Source organism: Paenarthrobacter nitroguajacolicus (genome assembly GCF_051027655.1).
GTDB lineage: Bacteria > Actinomycetota > Actinomycetes > Actinomycetales > Micrococcaceae > Arthrobacter > Arthrobacter nitroguajacolicus.
Genome location: NZ_CP073234.1, coordinates 455,195 through 474,963, shown reverse-complemented (window position 1 = coordinate 474,963; position 19,769 = coordinate 455,195). Strand labels below are relative to the sequence as shown.

Sequence of the window (19,769 nt, the reverse complement as noted above, 5' to 3'; positions counted from 1 at the left end):
CCTTACCAGCCGCGTTCTGCGAGGCGGTGGGGTTGGGGGATGTCGTCGACGTTGATGCCGACCATGGCTTCACCGAGCCCGCGGGAGACCTTGGCGATCACGTCAGGATCGTCATAGTAAGCGGTTGCGTTCACGACGGCGGCGGCGCGCTCGGCCGGGTTGCCGGACTTGAAGATCCCCGAACCAACGAACACGCCGTCGGCGCCGAGCTGCATCATCATCGCAGCGTCAGCCGGGGTGGCGATGCCACCGGCGGTGAACAACACCACGGGGAGCTTGCCGGTGGCTGCAACTTCCTTGACCAGTTCGTACGGTGCCTGCAGTTCCTTGGCCGCAACGTAGAGCTCGTCCTCGGGAAGGGCGGCGAGCTTGGCGATCTCGGAGCGGATCTTGCGCATGTGCCCGGTGGCGTTGGAAACATCGCCGGTGCCGGCCTCACCCTTGGACCGGATCATCGCCGCGCCCTCGTTGATGCGGCGCAGGGCCTCACCAAGGTTGGTGGCACCGCAAACGAAGGGAACCGTGAAGTTCCACTTGTCGATGTGGTTGATGTAGTCAGCCGGGGTCAGGACCTCGGACTCGTCGATATAGTCAACACCGAGGGACTGCAGGACCTGGGCTTCGACGAAGTGGCCGATGCGGGCCTTGGCCATGACCGGGATGGACACGGCGGCAATGATCGCGTCGATCATGTCCGGATCCGACATGCGGGACACGCCGCCCTGGGCGCGGATATCGGCCGGGACACGCTCGAGCGCCATGACAGCCACGGCACCGGCATCCTCGGCGATGCGGGCCTGCTCGACGTTAACGACGTCCATGATGACGCCGCCCTTGAGCATCTCCGCCATGCCCCGCTTGACGCGGCTGCCGCCAGTCAAGGGGATGTGTTCAAAAAGGTGGGGTCTTGTCGTCACGTGATACTCCAAAGGCTGAAGGCTGTGATTGCATCACAAGCGCCCGGATTCAGCGCAGAGTAAGAGAACGCGTGATATCCGGGTGATATATTAGTTGGAGTCTTCAGTATGCAAGGACCAAAGCCCGGAGTCAACAGTGGGATCGGCGCTAACCTAGGCCGCGAAAAGTGCCTGCCGCACAGCGTGTTCGAAGCCACTGACATGGGCGCGGGCCAACTCGGCAGCCTGATCCTCATCACCATCAATGACGGCCCTCAGCAAGTCGAGGTGCTCGCGCACATGGTGCTCCAGATCAGGCAACCGGTCCAAGACCATGCACCAGATGCGGGTAGCCAGATTGTCATAGCGGATCAGAATGTCTTCGAGGTGCGGGTTCGCGGCCGCGGCATAGATGCCTTGGTGAACACTGGCGTCCAGTCGCAGGGTTTCAACCACAGATGCCGCACTGACGTCAAAGTCCTCCACTGCGCGCATAACTTCGCGGAGGTGTTCTTTGGTGGCTGCCGAAGCAACGCGTGCAGCCCTTGCGGCAGCCAGGGGTTCCAGCTGTGCCCGGATCTCCGATATAAAGGCAAGGTCAGTTACTTCCACGCGGGTTGCAAAGGTCCCCCGCCTCGGATAAGTAATGACAAGCCGATCCAACTCCAGGCGCTTCAACGCTTCACGCACCGGCGTCCGGCCAATCTCCAGGTCCCTTGCGAGTTGGTCATCATTGAGGAGGTCGCCAGGTTTGATGTCCAGCATCAACAAGCGATCCCGGAGGCGTTCGTACGCGACGTCAGCCAAGGATTTCTTCGTGGCCTCGCCGGTGACTGCCAGAGTTCCAAAAGCCACTGCGCCATCCCTTTCTTCACAACCAAAAAATCTATTGACCTGCCCTGAACACCAGTATACGCTGAATCCAATCCTAATATATCAGTACAGGACCCAGGAATATATCTTAAGGAGGAGACATGACCCTCGTGGCGACAGACTCACCGGTAAGCACCCTACCGAAGCCCGAAATGCTCAAAGAAGAGCAAGCACAGAAGTTCGTACTCACATTGTCGTGCGTCGAACGCGCCGGAATTGTCCAGGCAGTCACAACCTTCCTTTTCGAGCGCGGTTTCAACATCGAAGAGCACCAGCAGTTCGACGACGGACTCCGCCAGACACTGCACCTGCGGACCGCTTTCTCCGGCCCGCTGTCCTACTCCCCGGAGCGGCTCGAAGAGGAATTCAGAGCGATTGCTGACCGCTTCGAGATGAAGTTCAGCTTCCACGACCAAACCAAGAAGCGGGTCCTGGTAATGGTGTCCAAGTTCGGGCACTGCCTCAATGACCTCATCTTCCGCTGGCGGGGCGGCAGCCTCGGCGGTGACATCGTTGTGGTTGCCTCCAACCATGAAACCCACCGCGCCATGGCTGAAGCCGCTGGCCTGCCCTTTGTCTACATTCCTGTCACCCCGGATACCAAGGCGGACGCTGAGCAGCGGCTCCTGGACCTGGTGGAAGAGTACAACGTAGACCTCGTAGTGCTGGCGCGGTACATGCAAGTACTTTCGGACGACCTGTGCCGTGCCCTCGAAGGACGCGCCATCAACATCCACCACTCCTTCCTGCCGGGATTCAAGGGGGCCCGCCCCTACCACCAGGCCTATGACCGCGGCGTGAAGCTGGTGGGTGCCACTGCCCACTACGTCACCGCTGACTTGGACGAGGGACCGATCATCGAGCAGGAAGTCATCCGGGTCGATCACAGCTACGGTCCCACCACACTCTCAACCGTGGGCCAGGACGCCGAAGCCTTGGCATTGTCCCGCGCTGTCAGGTGGCACTGCGAACACCGCGTGCTGCTGGACCAGACCAGCACCGTGGTTTTCCGCTAAACCAAGCACCAGAACACCAGCAGACTCACCCCTATTAACTTCAGCAGGAGAACCCCCATGGCATCCACGCCTCGCATTGTCATCATCGGAGCTGGGATTGTTGGCACCAACCTCGCCGACGAACTGGTCACCCGCGGTTGGAACAACATCACCGTCCTGGACCAAGGACCCCTGAACATGCCCGGTGGCTCAACGTCCCACGCACCGGGCCTGGTTTTCCAGACCAACCCCTCAAAGTCCATGGCACTCTTCGCCAAGTACACAGTGGAGAAGCTGCTGTCCCTCACGGAGGACGGCCAAAGCTGCTTCAACCAGGTGGGCGGCCTTGAAGTTGCCACTACCGAGACCCGTCTGGCCGACCTGAAGCGCAAGCTCGGCTACGCACAGTCATGGGGCATCGACGGCAAGATCCTTTCCCGCGAGGAATGCAAGGAGCTCTACCCCCTGATCAATGAGGAAGACATTCTGGGCGGCCTCCACGTCCCCACGGATGGCCTGGCTCTTGCTGCCCGCGCCGTGCAGTTGCTCATCAAGCGCACTGAAGCCGCCGGCGTGAAGTACATCGGCAACACCGAAGTAACCGGCATCGAGCAGTCAAACAGCCGCGTGACCGGCGTCGAGACCCCCGACGGCGTGATCCCGGCGGACATCGTGGTTTCCTGTGCCGGCTTCTGGGGCGCCAAGGTGGGCGAGTTGATCGGGATGTCCGTTCCGCTCCTCCCGCTGGCCCACCAGTACGTAAAAACGACGCCGGTCCCCGCCCAGAAGGGCAAGAACGAACTTCCCAACGGCGCCCGGCTGCCGATCCTGCGCCACCAGGACCAGGATCTGTACTACCGCGAGCACGGTGACCGTTACGGCATTGGCTCCTACGCCCACCGCCCCATGCCCGTGGATCTCGATGAACTCGGAAGCTACGAGCCCAGCAGCATCACCGAACACAACATGCCCTCGCGCCTGGACTTCACGCTGGAAGACTTCCTTCCCGCGTGGGAAGCAACCAAGCAGATCCTGCCGGCACTGCGTGAAAGCGAAATCGAGGATGGCTTCAACGGCATCTTCTCCTTCACCCCGGATGGTGGCTCCCTGGTGGGCGAGTCCAAGGAAGTTGACGGCTTCTTCGTTGCCGAGGCCGTGTGGGTCACTCACTCCGCCGGCATCGCCCGTGCCGTGGCTGAGCTCCTGATCGAAGGAAAGTCGCAGATTGACCTCGGTGACTGCGACATCCACCGCTTCGAAGAGGTCCAGCTGACCCCCGAATACGTCAGCGAAACCTCCCAGCAGAACTTCGTGGAGATCTACGATGTGATGCACCCGCTCCAGCCAAAGCTTTCTCCCCGCAACCTCCGAGTCAGCCCCTTCCACGCCCGCCACAAGCAGTTGGGCGGCTACTTCCTGGAAGGTGCCGGATGGGAGCGCCCTTACTGGTTCGAAGCCAACGCCGAGCTCCTCAAGGAAATGCCGGACGACTGGCAGCCGCCGGCCCGCGACGCCTGGTCCGGTATGTTCAGCTCCCCCATCGCCGCGGCTGAGGCTTGGAAGACCCGCACAGCAGTTGCTATGTACGACATGACGCCGCTGAAGCGCCTCGAAGTGTCCGGCCCTGGAGCCTTGAAGTTGCTGCAGGAACTGACCACCGGCGACCTTGCCAAGAAGCCCGGCGCCGTGACCTACACGCTGCTTCTGGATGAAGCCGGTGGCGTACGAAGCGACATCACTGTGGCCCGCCTGAGTGAAGACACTTTTCAGCTTGGCGCCAACGGCAACATGGACACCGCCTACTTTGAGCGCGCGGCCCGGCACCAGACCGAAAATGGAGGCGCCGGAGACTGGGTCCAAGTCCGCGACACCACTGGTGGCACCTGCTGCATCGGCTTGTGGGGTCCCCTCGCCCGTGACCTCATCAGCACGGTGAGCAGCGACGACTTCACAAACGACGGCCTGAAGTACTTCCGTGCCAAGAAAGTCACCATCGGAGGAGTCACTGTCACCGCGATGCGGCTCTCCTACGTGGGCGAACTCGGCTGGGAGCTCTACACCAGCGCCGACAACGGGCAGCGCCTCTGGGACGCCTTGTGGAAGGCCGGCCAGCCGTTCGGCGTCATCGCCGCGGGCCGTGCCGCGTTCAGCTCGCTGCGACTCGAAAAGGGCTACCGTTCCTGGGGCTCGGACATGACCACTGAGCACGACCCCTATGAGGCCGGCCTTGGCTTCGCCGTGAAGATGACCAAGGAGAACTTCGTCGGCAAAGCCGCCTTGGAAGGGCGCAGTGAGGAAAGCTCGGCCCGCCGCCTGCGCTGCTTGACCGTCGACGACGGCAGGAGCCTGGTGCTGGGCAAGGAACCGGTGTTCTACAAGGACCAGGCGGTGGGTTACGTCACCAGCGCAGCCTACGGTTACTCCGTCCGCAAGCCGATTGCCTACGCCTACTTGCCCTCCGCAGTGTCCCTCGGAGACTCCGTGGAAATTGAGTACTTCGGCCGCCGCATCCAAGCCACCGTGACCGAAGATCCGCTGTACGACCCCACCATGAGCCGGCTCCGGGGCTAACAACCCACGCAGCCACCAACGCATGCGGCCCGGATCCTTCCCCTCGCACCGACCGGGTCCGGGCCGCTGCTTTCCCCCTTCAGCCAGGAAGACCCATGATCAGTTCAGAAACCATCCATGATTACCTCTCCAGGCTCGCTTCACGTCAGCCCACTCCCGGTGGAGGCGCAGCCGCTGCCTTGCATGCCGCCCAAGGTGCTGCCTTGGTAGCCATGGTGGCCAGGTACACCACCGGTGCCAAGTACGAAGAGCACGCCGCACTGGTAACCCGGATCACCAGCGCCGCCGACCACCTGATCGTCGAGGCCCTGCGTCTCGCGGACGCCGACGAGCACGCCTTCCAGTCAGTCATCGACTCCTACAAGCTCCCCTCGGAATCCGACGAACTCAAGGCAATAAAGACCGCCGCCATCCAGGAGGCCCTGGTTCAGGCCGCCCATACCCCCGCGCAGCTCATCAAAGTTGCCGGCGAAGTGGTGGATCTTGCCACGGAACTCTTTGAGGTGGCGAATCCCAACGTCATCAGCGACATCGCCGCTGCTGCCGATGCAGCCCGGGCAGCTGCCACCACGGCCCGGGTCAACATCGACATCAATGTAGTCGCCATCAAGCACGGCGAAGCCCGTTCCCGCCTGGCGGAACAGACGAACGGCATTGAGGACAAAGTGGTTCTCGCCGCCGATGCCCTGGTGCAGCGCGTACGCGAAAGGATCCTCTCATGACCACCAAACTGCTTTCCGGCAAGCCGCTCGCTGCCTTTATCCAGCAGCGCGCCCATGAGGAGACCGCCCTCCTGGATGACGAGGGCATTCGCCCGGTCCTGGCTGTTGTTGTTGCAACGGACGACGAAGCGACGCACTGGTACGTCCGGTCCATCGAGCGTGCAGCCGGACGTGCCGGTATTGGTTGCAGGATCGTCGATCTTGGTCACGATGCCACCGAGCAAGTGCTGGCCAGCGTCCTGGCCGACCTCAGCGCCGAGCCATCCGTCCACGGCATCATCCTCCAGACTCCCCTGCCTGCGGCTGTCCGCGCTGACCGGCTGGTGGGCCTCATCGCTCCGGAAAAGGATATCGACGGCGCCAATCCGCTCAGCCTCGGCCGCTTGGCCGTGGGGCAGCCCGCCTTCGCACCTGCTACTGCCCAGGCCGTGGTGGAGTTGCTGGACCACTTCCAGATTCCGGTTGCCGGGCGTAACGTGGCCGTCGTCGGGCGTTCCGCCGTGGTGGGCAAGCCACTGTCCCTGCTCCTCCTCGAAAGGGACGCGACGGTCACCATCTGCCATTCCAAATCAGGGCCGCTGGAACGCTATACCCAGTCGGCCGACGTCGTGGTTGTTGCCGCCGGGCGGACCGGGCTGCTGAAGGGCAGCCACCTTTCCCCGGAGACTGTGGTGATCGACGTCGGCACGAACGTCCTGCCCGATGGTTCCCTGGTGGGTGATGTCGACGAAGCCAGCGTCACCGGCGTCGCGGCGGGCCTGAGTCCGGTTCCGGGCGGCGTCGGGTCAGTGACCACCGCGCTTTTGCTGCTGCACACGGTTGAAGCCGCCCGGCAACAGTCCCGCACCACGCTGCTCACTGCTTCCACTTCCCGGATCTGAAGGGTTCCCCATGCATTCCAAAGCCCCCCGCGAGAACATCGACGAGTCAAAGCTGACCGTCACCAAACCCAAGACCAAGGCCGTGGGCATCCCCGCTGTTGCCAACGCCTTGAAGATTTCGCTGGAACAGATGGGACCACTGCGCAGCGTTCAGACCCTGCTGGCAGTGAACCAGCTGGATGGCTTCGACTGCATGGGGTGCGCCTGGCCCGAGCACGAAAAGCGCAACGCGGCAGAGTTCTGCGAGAACGGTGCCAAAGCAGTGGCCGAGGAAGCCACCCGGCGCCGTGTCACGCCGGAGTTTTTCGCTCAGCATTCCATCGCCGACCTCAAGACGCGCGACGACTTCTGGCTGGGCCAGCAAGGACGGCTCACCCACCCGATGTTCCTGGACGAAGGCGCTACCCACTACAGGGCCATCGACTGGGAGGAAGCCTATGACCTCATGGCTGAGGAGCTGCGGAGCCTGGAACATCCCGACGAAGCCGTCTTCTACACCTCCGGCCGGACCTCCAATGAAGCAGCATTCGTTTACCAGCTCCTGGTTCGCGGCCTGGGCACCAACAACCTCCCGGACTGCTCCAACATGTGCCATGAGTCCTCCGGTTCCGCACTGGTGGAAACCATCGGCATCGGCAAGGGTTCCGTCAGCCTGATGGACCTGGAGACGGCGTCGCTGATCTTCGTGGCCGGGCAGAATCCCGGTACCAACCACCCGCGCATGCTCAGCGCGCTGGAAAAGGCGAAGAAGAACGGCGCAGTCATCGTGTCCGTCAACCCCCTTCCCGAAGCAGGCCTCCTGCACTTCGAAAATCCGCAGCATGTGGCAGGCATGATTCAAGGGACCCAACTGACGGACGACTTCCTGCAGATCCGTGCCGGCGGCGACCAGGCCCTATTCCAAGGCCTGGGCAAATACCTGCTTGAAGCCGAAGCTGCCGGACGGAACACCCCGGGCCTGCAAACTGTCCTGGACCATGACTTCATCAACAACCACACCGTGGGCATCGACGACTACCTGCGCTATCTGGAAAAGGTGGAGTGGGAAGACATTGTGGAGGCAACCGGCCTCACCCTTGAGCAGATCCATTCGACAGGTGAACGGATGCTCGCCTCCAGCGCCACCATCGTGTGCTGGGCCATGGGCCTGACCCAGCACAAACACTCCGTACCCACCCTCCGCGATGTAGTCAACGTTCTCCTGCTTCAAGGCAACATCGGCAAGCCCGGGGCCGGCGTTTGTCCTGTGCGCGGCCACTCGAACGTCCAGGGTGACCGGACCATGGGCATCTTCGAGAAGATGCCGGAGACGTTCCACGACCGGCTGGACCAGGAATTCGAGTTCCGGTCTCCGCGCGAGCACGGCTTTGACACCGTGGCAGCCATCCGCGCCATGCGGGACGGCAAAGTCCGTTTCTTCATGGGCATGGGAGGCAACTTCGTCCGGGCTGCCCCCGATTCCGACGTCACCGAGCAAGCCCTGGCCAACACCCGACTGACCGTTCAGATCTCCACGAAATTGAACCACTCGCACTTGTCCACGGGTCGCCGGGCCCTGATCCTGCCTACCCTGGGACGCACCGAGAAGGATACCCAGCGGACCGGCGACCAGCGGGTCACCGTGGAAGACTCCATGAGCGCCGTCCACGCATCACGGGGACGCCTCAAGCCTGCAAGTGAGCACCTCCACTCCGAAGTAGCAATTGTGTGCAACCTTGCAGACAGGCTGTTCAAAGACGGCCACCAGCGCCTGCCCAACACCCCGCAGGCTTCCTGGCTGGCCATGAGGGATGACTACTCGCTGATCCGCAAACATATTGAAGCGGTATTTGACGGCTTTGAAGACTTCGAAGCACGGATTCAGCACCCGGGCGGTTTTGTCCTGCCACACCCGCCGCGCGATGCCAGGAAGTTCGACACCGCATCAGGAAAAGCACACTTCACCGGCAATGAGCTGGAGTTCATCAAGATCCCGCCTGGCCGCTTGGTCCTGCAAACCCTGCGTTCACACGACCAGTACAACACCACCATCTACGGCAAGGACGATCGCTACCGTGGTATCCATGGTGGCCGTCGGGTGGTGCTCATCAACGCTGACGACATCACCGAGCTAGGTTTTGCCGACGGCGACATGGTGCACCTGATCTCCGAATTCCAAGGAACGGACAGGCGGGCCGAGAACTTCCGCATCGTCTCGTATTCAACGCCGAAAGGTTGTGCTGCAGCGTACTACCCGGAGACCAATGTCCTGGTCCCTCTGGACTCTGTGGCGGACACCAGCGGAACGCCCACCTCCAAATCCGTGATCATCCGGTTGGAGAAGGCCTAGCAGCCGCTGTACACCATGAGCTGCGTCACATAGTATGACTGATATATCTATCACGCACTGATGGAAATATCAGCTGTCCGGTTGTCCGTGAATGGTGCTTCGATGGCCTGAAACCTGGGGAGGTATTTCCTCATCGAAGCACCGCTTTCGGACCATTGGGCAGCAGTTCAGCAATAGCCAAAGAAGAGGGAGTGACCATGTCAGGAAACAGAGCAGTCGCCTACAAGGAACCTGGTGTCGTCGAGATCATCGACACCGACTACCCAACGTTTGAGCTTAAGGACGGACCGGGCGTCAACCCGGCCAACGTCGGCCGGAAGGTGCCTCATGGCGCGATCCTCCGCACTGTAACCACCAACATCTGCGGTTCGGACCAGCACATGGTTCGTGGACGCACCACTGCTCCGCAGGACCTGGTCCTCGGCCACGAAATCACGGGCGAAGTGGTGGAGGTGGGACCCGACGTCGAGTTCATCAAGGTAGGCGACATCGTCTCGGTGCCGTTCAACATTTCCTGTGGCCGCTGCCGGAACTGCAAGGAGCAGAAGACCGGCATCTGCCTCAACGTCAACCCCGACCGCCCCGGCAGCGCCTACGGCTACGTGGACATGGGAGGCTGGGTGGGCGGACAAGCAGAGTTCGTGCTGGTCCCTTACGCCGACTGGAACCTGCTGCGCTTCCCGGACCGCGATCAGGCCCTGGAAAAAATCATGGACCTGACCATGCTCTCGGACATCTTCCCCACTGGCTTCCATGGTGCCGTCACTGCCGGCGTCGGTGTGGGGTCAACAGTTTACGTCGCAGGTGCCGGGCCCGTGGGCCTTGCTGCCGCCGTGGGCGCGCAGCTGCTTGGCGCCGCCGTCGTGATCGTGGGCGACATGAACGAGGACCGCCTGGCACAGGCGCGTTCCTTCGGCTGTGAAACGGTCAACGTGTCCAACGGCGATCCGAAGGAGCAGATCGCACAGATCCTCGGCGTTCCGGAAGTGGATTGCGGCGTGGACGCGGTGGGCTTTGAAGCCCGCGGCCACGGTAAGGATGCCTCACACGAGGCTCCTGCCACTGTGTTGAACTCCCTCATGGATATCACTGCCGCCGGTGGATCCCTGGGCATTCCGGGGCTCTACGTCACCGGCGACCCGGGCGGAATCGACGATGCCGCCAAGCACGGCTCGCTCTCACTGTCCCTTGGTACCGGCTGGGCCAAGTCCCTGTCCTTCACCACCGGCCAATGCCCGGTCATGAAATACAACCGGCAGCTGATGATGGCGATCCTCCATGACAAGGTCCAGATCGCCAAGGCAGTCAACGCCCAAGCCATCCCGCTCGAGGACGCTCCGCGCGGCTACGCCGAGTTCGACGCCGGAGCGGCAACAAAGTTCGTGCTGAACCCCAACGGCTACGTGAAGTCCTAATAGACGCCCGGCTCAGTACGCACCACACGGATACCGGGGACTGCTCGGCAAGAATTACGGGAAGGCCGGGCAGTCCCCGGTATCTGCGTTTCACCGGAAGCACCACCTCAGGAAGCGGGCACCCATGCTTGCACAAGCAACTTTCACCGACTCTCACGAAGGGTTCGTGGTGAGCGGCGAACCGCGGCACGCACCCTCGTGGGCCGAAACACGTGAACTGGCCTACCAGTGTGCCGGCCCACTCCCGTCGTCGAAAGTCACCCTCGGCGAGGCGATCGGGCGCACCCTGACCAGCCCCGTCACCGCTCAACGGAACCTGCCCCATTACGCGTCGTCAGCCATGGACGGCTGGGCCATCAACGGCAGCGGCCCTTGGATACTAACGACGGCGGGGCTGCCGCTGTCGCCGGGTGAAGCCAGCGTCATCGCCACCGGCGGGCTCGTTCCAACGGCCGCCTCGGCAGTCCTGCGCAAGGAAAGCGGCCACGCATCCGCGGACGGGCACCTCTCTCTCAGGCACGACGCCAAGCCGGGTGAGACACTCCCAGGCCGGCACATTCGTCCCGCCGGAGAAGAAGCCGCAGCCGGAGAGGTCCTCATACCCGCCGGCACGCTCCTCAATCCGGCTCATATTGCCCTGGCCGCAGTGGCAGGCCACGATCACGTTCAGGTGCAGCGCAAGCCGAGGGTCGCCGTCGTACTTACCGGTTCTGAAGTGGTCACCTCAGGCGAGCCGGCGCCAGGACAGGTCCGCGACGCGTTCGGCCCGCAGCTGGATGCCGTGATATCGCAATTGGGCGGGGAGCCGGGTGGCCAGCGCAGGATAGGCGACTCATACGAAGAGTGGATGGCGGCGCTTGGCCGCGTTTCTGATGGCGTACCGCCCGACGTGACGATCACCACCGGCGGGACGGGAAAATCCGGGACAGACCACTTCCGCGATGCCATCGTGGCCCTCGGGGGTCGGCTCCTCCTGGACGAAATCGCCATGCGGCCGGGACATCCGGCAGTGCTGGCCGAACTTCCTGATGGGCGTTTCGTCATAGGGCTTCCGGGAAATCCGCTGGCCGCAATGATGGCGCTGATGACCCTGGGAGAACCCTTGCTGGCAGCTATGGGAAGCAGGCCCCTCCGGGCAGCTGTGCTGATGACCTCCGGGGCCGACATCGATCCGGACCCAGGGCGGACACGCCTCATGCCCTGCACCCGTATCCACGATCTAGCGTTCCCAGCCTCCCGCACGGGTCCGGGGATGATGCGCGGGCTTGCCTGGGCAGACGGATATATGGCTGTTCCCCCTGAAGGCGTCGCAGCCGGTGCGCCCGTACCTGTCCTGCCGCTGCCCTGGACAGCGCCCATCAATTTCCCGGACCAATCAGGAGGGTACGCCGGATGGCCCGCATGACCCAGCGCAGGAAAATCCATCGTTTCCGCTTGGACGCGGCGGACACCGAACATTCCGTGCGGTTCAAGGAGGATGTTCTGGCCGCGGAAGAACCCTTGGAAATCAGGATCGGAGGCACCTCTTTTGCCGTGACCATGAGGACGCCTGGCGACGACTTTGATCTGGTGGCTGGATTTTTGGTATCCGAGGGCATCATCCGCAGCCCTTCGGAGCTGATCTCCCTCCGGTTCTGTGCGGGCGAGAAGGACGGGGTGCAGACCTTTAATGTAGTGGAAGCCCAGCTACGGCCGGACGTTCCACTGCCGGACACCATGCGCCACGTATATACGTCGAGTTCGTGTGGCATCTGCGGCACGGACTCCATTGAAGCCGTACGCAAGACCATCCATTTCGATCCGTCCTTGGACCGTCTACAGGTTCCGGTGGATGTCCTCGCCGAGCTCCCGGACCGGCTCCGCGAAGCGCAGGCCGTCTTCGACAGAACCGGAGGGGTCCATGCAGCTGGACTGTTCAAAGTGGATGGCGCCAGCCCGGAGCTGCTGTGTCTGCGGGAAGACGTCGGCCGGCACAATGCGGTGGACAAAGTGGTGGGCTGGGCCCTTCGGCAGGACCTGCTGCCCTTGACCGGCCTCGTCCTTCAGGTCTCGGGCAGGGCATCGTTCGAACTCGTCCAGAAGGCAGCATTGGCCGGCATCCCGGTTCTCGCGGCCGTCAGCGCCCCCTCCAGCCTCGCCGTCGATCTTGCCACCGAGACCGGGGTGACCCTGGTTGGCTTCAGCCGGGGACAAAGCCTCAACGTCTATGCCGGAAGGGAGCGCCTGAGCAACCCACGAAAGGCTGTCCAGGAGGCTGCCATGAGCGGGTGAATCATCCATGATGTGAAAAGGTCCGCGCAAAACTCCGTCTAGGATGAGGAAAGACGAGGGTGCAGGCCACACGGGGTACCAGCTCAGGGTGGCCTGCCTGGACAACGACACGAGGCACCATGGCCGCACGCAGCAACCCGGACTTCGACAAGGACGTAGACGCCCAGGGCGGAGGCGTCCAGTCAGTAGACCGCGCACTCCAAATCCTGGAAATCCTGGCCCGGGAAGGCGATGCCGGCGTAAGCGACATCGCTGAGGAAATGGGCGTCCACAAGTCCACCGTGTCCCGGTTGGTTGGCTCCTTGGTCAACCGCGAACTGGTCCGGCAGAACAGTGAACGCGGCAAGTACCAGTTGGGCTTTGGAATCCTCCGCTTGGCTTCTTCCATCCCCGGCAGACTGAGCGTGGTTCATGAGGCACGCCAAGTCCTGGAGGCCCTGGCGGCCGAATACAAGGAAACCGTCAACCTGGCTGTGCTGCGGTCCAACTATGCCGTCAACGTGGACCAGGCGATGGGGCCCTCAACACTGGCCACCTACGACTGGGTGGGCAGCCTGACGCCGCTGCATGCCACATCCAGCGGCAAGGTCCTTCTGGCCGCGTTGACCGCCGATGAAAGAACCCAGGTCCTCAAGGCAGTGGGCTTGCCTGCTCGAACGCCACGTACGGTGACCAACCGCGGAGAGCTGGAAAAGCAGCTGCTGGACGTAGCCCGCAACGGCTACGCCACAGTTCACGAAGAGTTTGAAATCGGCCTCACCGCTATTGCCGTGCCCATTTTCAACCACTCGGGAAGCGTCATCGCTGCGGTAAGTATCTCCGGCCCGGCGTTCCGCTTTTCACCCGAGGACCAGCCCGGGCTTATCGACGGCCTTCGCGAGGCCGGGCTGACCATCAGCGCCCGGATGGGTTACAGGCACCGCTGAGCCCTCCCTGCGCGGGCCTATGATGCTCTAGGCGCAACACGGGCCATCATACGCAACGAACGCTTCCCCTCCCATTCGCTGCGTCAAACTGTCGGCAAGCAAGGAAAAGTCCTTGACTTTGAGTGTGACGGGGCGCACTCTGTTGCTTAGCGCGAATGTTGTTGATTCATGCGGAACGCCCTTTAGGGCTCCATGAGCCCAGCGTTCAACCAACCCGTCCGACCAAAGAGGTGCCCCATGAAACTGCCCATCTACGCTCCTGAAGTGCAGATCCGGGACAGCAAATCATGGTCAGCGGGGAAGCCCCCCAGCCTTCCCTTCGGCCTCATCCTCCAGGGCCATGTATAAACGCAAACCCATGACTCGCCGAGCAAAGGACCCGCTCATGGCTATAAACAGCGACACAAAATCCTTAACACCAGAGGAGTTACCTGCCGACGATCAATTGGCGGGTGCTTCAACAGCAGCCAGTTCCACCACATCAACCAGCCCTGCCCACGCGGAGAACCCTGAGGAAGTCATCAGGATCTCCACCGACGACACCAACTTGGCCGCCCTCGACGCTGAGGACGGAGGCGCTGAAACCCTTCCGGATTCTGAAGAATACGAACAGATCATGGAAGAGCTGCGCCACGCCAAGACCGAGCAGGCCGTTTCGGCCCGCCGGAACCGCAAACTTACCCTCGACAAAGTCACCTTCGGGATCACGGGCGCCATCGCCGTCGCCTTCGTGGTCTGGGGATTTGTCGGGCGCGACAGCCTCTCAGATACCTCCAAAGGCGCCCTGAACTGGGTTATGGAGTACACCGGCTGGCTCTTCATGGTCCTCGCCTCATTGTTCGTCGTCTTCGTCCTGTGGCTTGCCCTCGGCAAGTTTGGCAACATACCGCTGGGCAAGGACGGCGAGAAGCCCGAGTTCCGGACCATTTCCTGGGTGGCCATGATGTTCGCCGCCGGCATGGGCATCGGGCTCATGTTCTACGGTGTGGCCGAACCGCTGTACCACTACATCTCGCCGCCGCCGGGAACAGTGGACGGCCGCACTCCGGCAGCCATCCAGACCGCCATGGCCACATCGATCTTCCACTGGACCCTGCACCCGTGGGCCATGTACGCAGTGGTCGGTATCGCCATGGCATACGGCACCTACCGCCTGGGCCGCAAGCAACTGGTTTCGGCAGCCTTCACCTCGCTTTTCGGCATCCGCATGGTGGAAGGGCCGCTCGGGAAGTTCATCAACATCCTGGCCATCTTCGCCACACTCTTCGGAACTGCCGCTTCGCTGGGCCTCGGCGCCCTCCAGATCGGCAGCGGCATGACGTCGAATGGCTGGCTGGGTGAGATCGGCACTCCGGTGCTCGTGGTTATTGTGGCCATACTGACCTTCTGCTTCGTGGCATCCGCTGTGTCAGGCATCAGCCGAGGCATCCAGTGGCTCTCCAACATCAATATGGTCCTGGCTGTTATTCTCGCCCTGATTGTGTTTGTAGCCGGACCCACCCTGTTCATCCTTAACCTGATCCCTTCCGCCGTAGGCGACTACGCCAGGGACCTCGCCGAAATGTCATCACGGACCGAAGCTGTGGGAGACGAGTCCCTGCGTAGCTGGATGACCAGCTGGACGATCTTCTACTGGGCCTGGTGGATCTCCTGGACGCCCTTCGTCGGGATGTTCATCGCCCGCATCAGCCGCGGACGCACCATCCGCCAGTTCGTCACCGGCGTCCTGCTGGTGCCCAGCGTTGTCAGCGTCATCTGGTTCGGCATCTTCGGCGGCGCCGCTTTCCACGTCCAGCAAGAGGCAGACAAGGCCGGCACGCCCGGGCTTGTGACCATGGTGGACGGCGCACCCTCCATCAACTTCGATGGCGCCCTCTTCGACCTCGTGAAGAACCTGGGCATGCCCGGCTGGCTGACAGCAGCGGTCATCGTCCTGGCCATGGTCCTGGTGGCGATCTTCTTCGTCACCGGCGCCGATGCAGCCTCCATCGTGATGGGATCCCTTAGCTCTAATGGTGCCGAGCACCCGCGGCGAGGAGTGGTGATCTTCTGGGGAAGCCTCACGGGCGCAGTGGCAGCGGTCATGCTGCTTGCCGGCGGCGATAAACCATCGGAAGCCTTGTCGGGCCTGCAAAGAGTCACCATCGTGGCAGCCCTGCCTTTCGTGATCGTCATGCTGTTGCTCTGCTTCGCACTGGTCAAGGACCTTCGCCGGGACCCGCTCCAGTTGCACAAGCGATTGGCCACTTCGGTGGTGGAACGAGCCATCCGAACGGGCGTTGAGCAACATGGCGGCGTTCAGTTCGACCTCGTCACCAAACACGACTGCGCCGAAAAGTGCACGGACTCCGATTGCGCCGGGGGAACGCCCACGGGAACCATTCCCCTGGTCGGCAAGCCCCAACAGGATTCCGACCACAAATAACCCAGCTTTTTGGCTGACCCCCATTCACACGTCAGTAAGGTCCACCATGTCCAACACTTCTGCCAACGGAACTCTCCGTCTCAACACCCAGGCCAGCCCCAGCAACCACGCCGGTGAGGACGTGACCCTCACCCTGGACGCTTCCAAACCGGTGACAGTCCGGATCGAGGTTGACCGCTGCCCCTGCGGATCGGAACACAACAGGGCCGGTTCCTACGTCGACACTGACTTCAGCCGCTAGCAACAACACGCTGATTCCAACACAACAAAGCAGGCGCCGGGATTCCGGCGCCTGCTTTTTGTTAGTACTGGTGGAAGCTAAAGCCTATTTGGGCATCAGCACCGAGTCGATCAGGTAGACCGTGGCGTTGGCGGTCTGGACGCCACCGCAGATCACATTGGAAGCTCCGTCAACCGTGAGGGCATCCTTGGTGCCGGCAACCGTCACTTCGCCACCCTGGACAGTCTTGTGGGTGCCGACGATCTGGTCCGGGGTCAGCTGACCGGGGACTACGTGGTAGGTGAGAATCTTGCTCAGCAGGGCATCGTCCGTCTTGAGCGTCTCGATTGTTGCGGGGTCGATCTTGGCGAAGGCATCGTCAACCGGCGCGAACACCGTGAATTCGCTGCCGTTCAGGGTGGAAACCAGGTCCACCTTGGGGTTGAGCTTGCCCGAAACAGCGGCGGTCAGGGTCTTGAGCAGCGGGTTGTTCGATGCTGCTACGGCTACCGGGTCCTGGGCCATGCCCATGACCGATCCGGCACCGTCCGGAACCTGTGCGGCGTAACCGGCGCAGCCGGGGCCCACAAGGTTAGCGGCCGGATCCATGGCGGCGCTGCTCATGGCGGAGGCCGACGGCGACGGTGCCGCCATGGAGGTTTCCGGGGCGGCAGATGTAGCAGCCGGTGTGCTGGAGGTGCTGGAACCACCACAGGCAGTGAGACCGAGAAGGGCGGCTGCAGTGAGGCCAACGAAGGCGAGGGCGGGGCGCTTTGTGGACAACATGTCATTCTCCTTGTTTTTGGAACCAGGGCGTTGGGTCCAGTGGGTGGTGGGACACGGGCTGCAGGTGTTGCTTTTGCTTCACCAGCGGTTTGTGTCTCACCAGCTATTCGGAGGTCGGGACAGGGTGGATGGGTGCGGATTGAAAAAGTTTTTTTGAGCCAGTCTCCGCAGGCCTAGTGGAGGGGTTCATCCCGGTGACAGGATGGACGAATGGCTATCGAGGTTCGCCCAGCGACGGTGTTCGACGACGTGAAGACCATGGTGGGGCCCAAGAGCCCCGATGCCAACGTGTGCTGGTGCCTCAGCTACAGGATTCCATCGAAACTGAACCAGGAGCTCCAAAAACAGGAGCGCGGGAAGTTCGTGAAGAAGCTGGTGGCCGAGGACCCGCCTCCCGGCGTTCTGGCTTACGACGGCGACGAAGTAGTTGGGTGGGCAGCCGTCCACCCTCGCGAGGACACGACTTTTGCGAAAAACCGCAAGATTCCCCACGTGGATGAGACCAAGGTGTGGTCGGTCTGGTGCATCCGGGTGCGGCCCGGGCATCGCGGCAAAGGAATTTCCCACGAGCTGCTCCGCGGCGCGATCGACTTCGCAAAGAGCCACGGCGCGCCCGCGATTGAGGGTTACCCCGTGGACAACAAAGGCGGCAAGGTGGACCTGACCATGGCCTACGTTGGCACCCGGAGGCTTTTCGAGAAGGCTGGCTTCAAGAAGGTGGCCGAGACGACGTCGGTCCTGAACGGTTTCCCGAGAGTGCTGATGCGGCTGGACCTCAACTAACTCCCTGCAGTCGCGCCGTCATCCTGTGCGCTTCCTCGAGCAGCAGTTTCCCGAGGAATTCCTGGCGGTCCGCACGGAATCGCGGCTCAATTCCCGTCAAGGAAAGAGCCCATGCTGGCCGTCCCTGCTGATCAAACACAGCCGCTCCCATGCCCCAGCTACCTTCCAGGATCAACCCGGGATTCACGGAGTAGCCAGCCAGCCGCGTCCGTTCCAGATTGCCCCGCACCACGTCTGCAGGATGGCCCGCCGCAAAGTCGCCGGCATGCGTAGCCCATTCGCCCAACAACGACTCCTGTTCGTCGGGAGGCAGGAAAGCCATGATGGCAGTGCCGGCCGAAGCGACTCCCAAGGGAAAGCGCACCCCTTCGTGCAGCACGAAGGACCGCACCGGAAAGGAGCCTTCTTCCCGCAGCACGCACACTGTTTCGTTGCCACGACGAATGGAGAAGAAGGCACTCTCCCCGGTCTCTGCAGCCAACCTGCGCAGCGAGGGCCGCGCAATGTCCTCCATAGGGAAACGTGCAGCGGCCACTGATCCCAGCAGGAAGATCTCCGGACCCAACACCCACTTCCCGGAGGTGGAATCGTGTTCCAGCAAGCCCTCCGCGGCCAGTGACGTCAGTAGCCGGTGGACGGTTGGCCGGGTCAGCCCGGACTCGCGCACCAAGCCCGCCAAAGAGGTGCCCTCGGGCCTGCGTCCCACCAGCCTAAGCAGCAGGGCCACCCGACCCACCACTTGCGCTCCCTGTACCACCACAGCACCCTCCATCGGATTTCATCCATAATATGGACACCCTCCAGTGTAGTGTCCATACCCTGAGTATCTGGAAGGTACGCGCATTGACCGCCTAACAAAGGCAACCTAGGCTCCTTCTCAAGAGTGAGAGCAGTCCACAAAGTGGATGCACGGCAATGAACTCAAAGAGGAGTCGAGCATGACCAAGATCCAAGCGAGCGCAGCCCAAGCGTTACATGACCTGATGGCAGACGGCCTGACCATCGCCGTCGGAGGTTTTGGACTCAGCGGCATTCCCGCCGACCTCATCGACGCCGTCCGTGAGTCCGGCGCCAAGGATCTCACGATCGTGTCCAACAACATGGGCGTGGACGGCAAGGGGCTAGGCGTCCTCATCGAGGCGGGGCAGGTCCGGAAGGTCATCGCATCTTATGTCGGTGAGAACAGACTGTTCGCCGAGCAGTACCTGGCCGGGAAGCTTGAGGTCGAGTTCACGCCGCAGGGCACACTCGCCGAGCGTCTCCGCGCTGGCGGCGCCGGCATTCCGGCGTTCTACACGCGAGCGGGAGTGGGGACCCTGGTTGCCGAAGGCAAGCCGCTGGAAGAGTTCGACGGCGTGACGTACGTCCGCGAGCGCGCCATCACCGCCGACGTCGCCCTGGTCCACGCCCACACTGCAGACACGGACGGGAACCTGATTTATCGCTACACGGCCCGCAACTTCAACCCGGTGGTTGCCACAGCGGGTGCAGTGACCATCGCCGAGGCTGAGGTCATTGTTCAACCCGGCCAGCTGGACCCGAATCACATTGTCACCCCGGGCGTTTACGTCCAGCGGCTGGTCCAAGCCACTGATCGGGTCAAGGACATTGAACAGCGCACGGTCCGGGAGCGACTCGAGGCACAGCATGCCGAATCAGTAACGGCCTAAGAACAA

The 19,769-nt window shown here is 62.3% G+C and carries 17 protein-coding genes; 13 read left to right on the top strand and 4 right to left on the bottom strand.

Features of this window, described 5'->3' with window-relative positions:
- Nucleotides 1-2: 2 nt before the first annotated feature.
- Complete coding sequence (gene pdxS, locus KCX59_RS02505; RefSeq protein WP_272941670.1) at nucleotides 3-851, bottom strand: pyridoxal 5'-phosphate synthase lyase subunit PdxS; 849 nt, start codon at nucleotides 849-851, stop codon at nucleotides 3-5.
- Nucleotides 852-1,070: 219 nt separating this feature from the next.
- A complete protein-coding gene (locus tag KCX59_RS02500) occupies nucleotides 1,071-1,751 on the bottom strand; it encodes a GntR family transcriptional regulator (protein ID WP_091464932.1) in 681 nt (226 codons plus the stop codon).
- Nucleotides 1,752-1,870: 119 nt separating this feature from the next.
- On the opposite strand from KCX59_RS02500, the gene purU reads away from it, so the two are divergent.
- The 11 genes from purU (at nucleotide 1,871) to KCX59_RS02445 (ending at nucleotide 16,545) form a co-directional block, all read left to right on the top strand.
- Nucleotides 1,871-2,785, top strand: coding sequence for a formyltetrahydrofolate deformylase (gene purU, locus KCX59_RS02495; protein WP_091464930.1), 915 nt, complete (start codon nucleotides 1,871-1,873; stop codon nucleotides 2,783-2,785).
- A 57-nt stretch (nucleotides 2,786-2,842) separates the two neighbouring features.
- Nucleotides 2,843-5,335, top strand: coding sequence for a GcvT family protein (locus KCX59_RS02490; RefSeq protein WP_179016474.1), 2,493 nt, complete (start codon nucleotides 2,843-2,845; stop codon nucleotides 5,333-5,335).
- A gap of 95 nt (nucleotides 5,336-5,430) precedes the next feature.
- Complete coding sequence (locus tag KCX59_RS02485) at nucleotides 5,431-6,057, top strand: cyclodeaminase/cyclohydrolase family protein (RefSeq protein ID WP_091464926.1); 627 nt, start codon at nucleotides 5,431-5,433, stop codon at nucleotides 6,055-6,057.
- On the top strand, nucleotides 6,054-6,938 hold the full coding sequence (locus KCX59_RS02480; RefSeq protein ID WP_179016475.1) for a bifunctional 5,10-methylenetetrahydrofolate dehydrogenase/5,10-methenyltetrahydrofolate cyclohydrolase: 885 nt from the start codon (nucleotides 6,054-6,056) through the stop codon (nucleotides 6,936-6,938). The genes KCX59_RS02485 and KCX59_RS02480 overlap by 4 nt, the downstream gene beginning before the upstream one ends.
- A 10-nt stretch (nucleotides 6,939-6,948) precedes the next feature.
- The gene (locus tag KCX59_RS02475) at nucleotides 6,949-9,267 is read left to right on the top strand and encodes an FdhF/YdeP family oxidoreductase (protein ID WP_178993612.1); all 2,319 of its coding nucleotides are present in this window, start codon (nucleotides 6,949-6,951) and stop codon (nucleotides 9,265-9,267) included.
- 197 nt (nucleotides 9,268-9,464) lie between these two features.
- Entirely contained in the window at nucleotides 9,465-10,682 is a 1,218-nt protein-coding gene (fdhA, locus tag KCX59_RS02470; RefSeq protein ID WP_179016476.1) for a formaldehyde dehydrogenase, glutathione-independent, read from the top strand.
- A gap of 124 nt (nucleotides 10,683-10,806) precedes the next feature.
- Nucleotides 10,807-12,087 carry a molybdopterin molybdotransferase MoeA gene (locus KCX59_RS02465; RefSeq protein ID WP_179016477.1) on the top strand — a complete coding sequence of 427 codons (1,281 nt, stop codon included), beginning with the start codon at nucleotides 10,807-10,809 and terminating at the stop codon, nucleotides 12,085-12,087.
- Nucleotides 12,075-12,953, top strand: a complete 879-nt coding sequence (fdhD, locus tag KCX59_RS02460; RefSeq protein ID WP_179016478.1) for a formate dehydrogenase accessory sulfurtransferase FdhD — start codon at nucleotides 12,075-12,077, stop codon at nucleotides 12,951-12,953. The genes KCX59_RS02465 and fdhD overlap by 13 nt, the downstream gene beginning before the upstream one ends.
- 119 nt (nucleotides 12,954-13,072) lie before the next feature.
- Complete coding sequence (locus tag KCX59_RS02455) at nucleotides 13,073-13,879, top strand: IclR family transcriptional regulator (protein WP_091464916.1); 807 nt, start codon at nucleotides 13,073-13,075, stop codon at nucleotides 13,877-13,879.
- 385 nt (nucleotides 13,880-14,264) lie between these two features.
- Nucleotides 14,265-16,304 carry a BCCT family transporter gene (locus KCX59_RS02450; protein WP_243836652.1) on the top strand — a complete coding sequence of 680 codons (2,040 nt, stop codon included), beginning with the start codon at nucleotides 14,265-14,267 and terminating at the stop codon, nucleotides 16,302-16,304.
- A gap of 46 nt (nucleotides 16,305-16,350) precedes the next feature.
- Nucleotides 16,351-16,545: a hypothetical protein gene (locus KCX59_RS02445; protein WP_179016479.1), complete on the top strand. Its 195-nt coding sequence runs from the start codon at nucleotides 16,351-16,353 to the stop codon at nucleotides 16,543-16,545.
- Nucleotides 16,546-16,629: 84 nt separating this feature from the next.
- Here the strand turns inward: KCX59_RS02445 and KCX59_RS02440 are convergent, their stop codons facing one another.
- Entirely contained in the window at nucleotides 16,630-17,310 is a 681-nt protein-coding gene (locus KCX59_RS02440; protein WP_179016480.1) for a fasciclin domain-containing protein, read from the bottom strand.
- 210 nt (nucleotides 17,311-17,520) lie between these two features.
- Here KCX59_RS02440 and KCX59_RS02435 point away from each other — a divergent pair, with 210 nt between their 5' ends.
- Nucleotides 17,521-18,093: a GNAT family N-acetyltransferase gene (locus KCX59_RS02435; RefSeq protein ID WP_178993606.1), complete on the top strand. Its 573-nt coding sequence runs from the start codon at nucleotides 17,521-17,523 to the stop codon at nucleotides 18,091-18,093.
- Here KCX59_RS02435 and KCX59_RS02430 read toward each other — a convergent pair.
- Complete coding sequence (locus tag KCX59_RS02430) at nucleotides 18,086-18,865, bottom strand: IclR family transcriptional regulator (RefSeq protein ID WP_179016481.1); 780 nt, start codon at nucleotides 18,863-18,865, stop codon at nucleotides 18,086-18,088. The genes KCX59_RS02435 and KCX59_RS02430 overlap by 8 nt on opposite strands.
- Nucleotides 18,866-19,031: 166 nt before the next feature.
- On the opposite strand from KCX59_RS02430, the gene KCX59_RS02425 reads away from it, so the two are divergent.
- On the top strand, nucleotides 19,032-19,763 hold the full coding sequence (locus KCX59_RS02425; RefSeq protein ID WP_179016482.1) for a CoA transferase subunit A: 732 nt from the start codon (nucleotides 19,032-19,034) through the stop codon (nucleotides 19,761-19,763).
- Nucleotides 19,764-19,769: the final 6 nt, after the last annotated feature.

Excerpts from the sequence above, each read along its gene's own strand:
- pdxS (WP_272941670.1), bottom strand. The coding sequence starts at position 851 with ATGGCGGAGATGCTCAAGGGCGGCGTCATCATGGACGTCGTTAACGTC.
- purU (WP_091464930.1), top strand. The coding sequence starts at position 1,871 with ATGACCCTCGTGGCGACAGACTCACCGGTAAGCACCCTACCGAAGCCC.
- KCX59_RS02490 (WP_179016474.1), top strand. The coding sequence starts at position 2,843 with ATGGCATCCACGCCTCGCATTGTCATCATCGGAGCTGGGATTGTTGGC.
- KCX59_RS02485 (WP_091464926.1), top strand. The coding sequence starts at position 5,431 with ATGATCAGTTCAGAAACCATCCATGATTACCTCTCCAGGCTCGCTTCA.
- KCX59_RS02480 (WP_179016475.1), top strand. The coding sequence starts at position 6,054 with ATGACCACCAAACTGCTTTCCGGCAAGCCGCTCGCTGCCTTTATCCAG.
- KCX59_RS02475 (WP_178993612.1), top strand. The coding sequence starts at position 6,949 with ATGCATTCCAAAGCCCCCCGCGAGAACATCGACGAGTCAAAGCTGACC.
- fdhA (WP_179016476.1), top strand. The coding sequence starts at position 9,465 with ATGTCAGGAAACAGAGCAGTCGCCTACAAGGAACCTGGTGTCGTCGAG.
- KCX59_RS02465 (WP_179016477.1), top strand. The coding sequence starts at position 10,807 with ATGCTTGCACAAGCAACTTTCACCGACTCTCACGAAGGGTTCGTGGTG.
- fdhD (WP_179016478.1), top strand. The coding sequence starts at position 12,075 with ATGGCCCGCATGACCCAGCGCAGGAAAATCCATCGTTTCCGCTTGGAC.
- KCX59_RS02455 (WP_091464916.1), top strand. The coding sequence starts at position 13,073 with ATGGCCGCACGCAGCAACCCGGACTTCGACAAGGACGTAGACGCCCAG.
- KCX59_RS02450 (WP_243836652.1), top strand. The coding sequence starts at position 14,265 with ATGGCTATAAACAGCGACACAAAATCCTTAACACCAGAGGAGTTACCT.
- KCX59_RS02445 (WP_179016479.1), top strand. The coding sequence starts at position 16,351 with ATGTCCAACACTTCTGCCAACGGAACTCTCCGTCTCAACACCCAGGCC.
- KCX59_RS02440 (WP_179016480.1), bottom strand. The coding sequence starts at position 17,310 with ATGTTGTCCACAAAGCGCCCCGCCCTCGCCTTCGTTGGCCTCACTGCA.
- KCX59_RS02435 (WP_178993606.1), top strand. The coding sequence starts at position 17,521 with ATGGCTATCGAGGTTCGCCCAGCGACGGTGTTCGACGACGTGAAGACC.
- KCX59_RS02430 (WP_179016481.1), bottom strand. The coding sequence starts at position 18,865 with ATGGAGGGTGCTGTGGTGGTACAGGGAGCGCAAGTGGTGGGTCGGGTG.
- KCX59_RS02425 (WP_179016482.1), top strand. The coding sequence starts at position 19,032 with ATGACCAAGATCCAAGCGAGCGCAGCCCAAGCGTTACATGACCTGATG.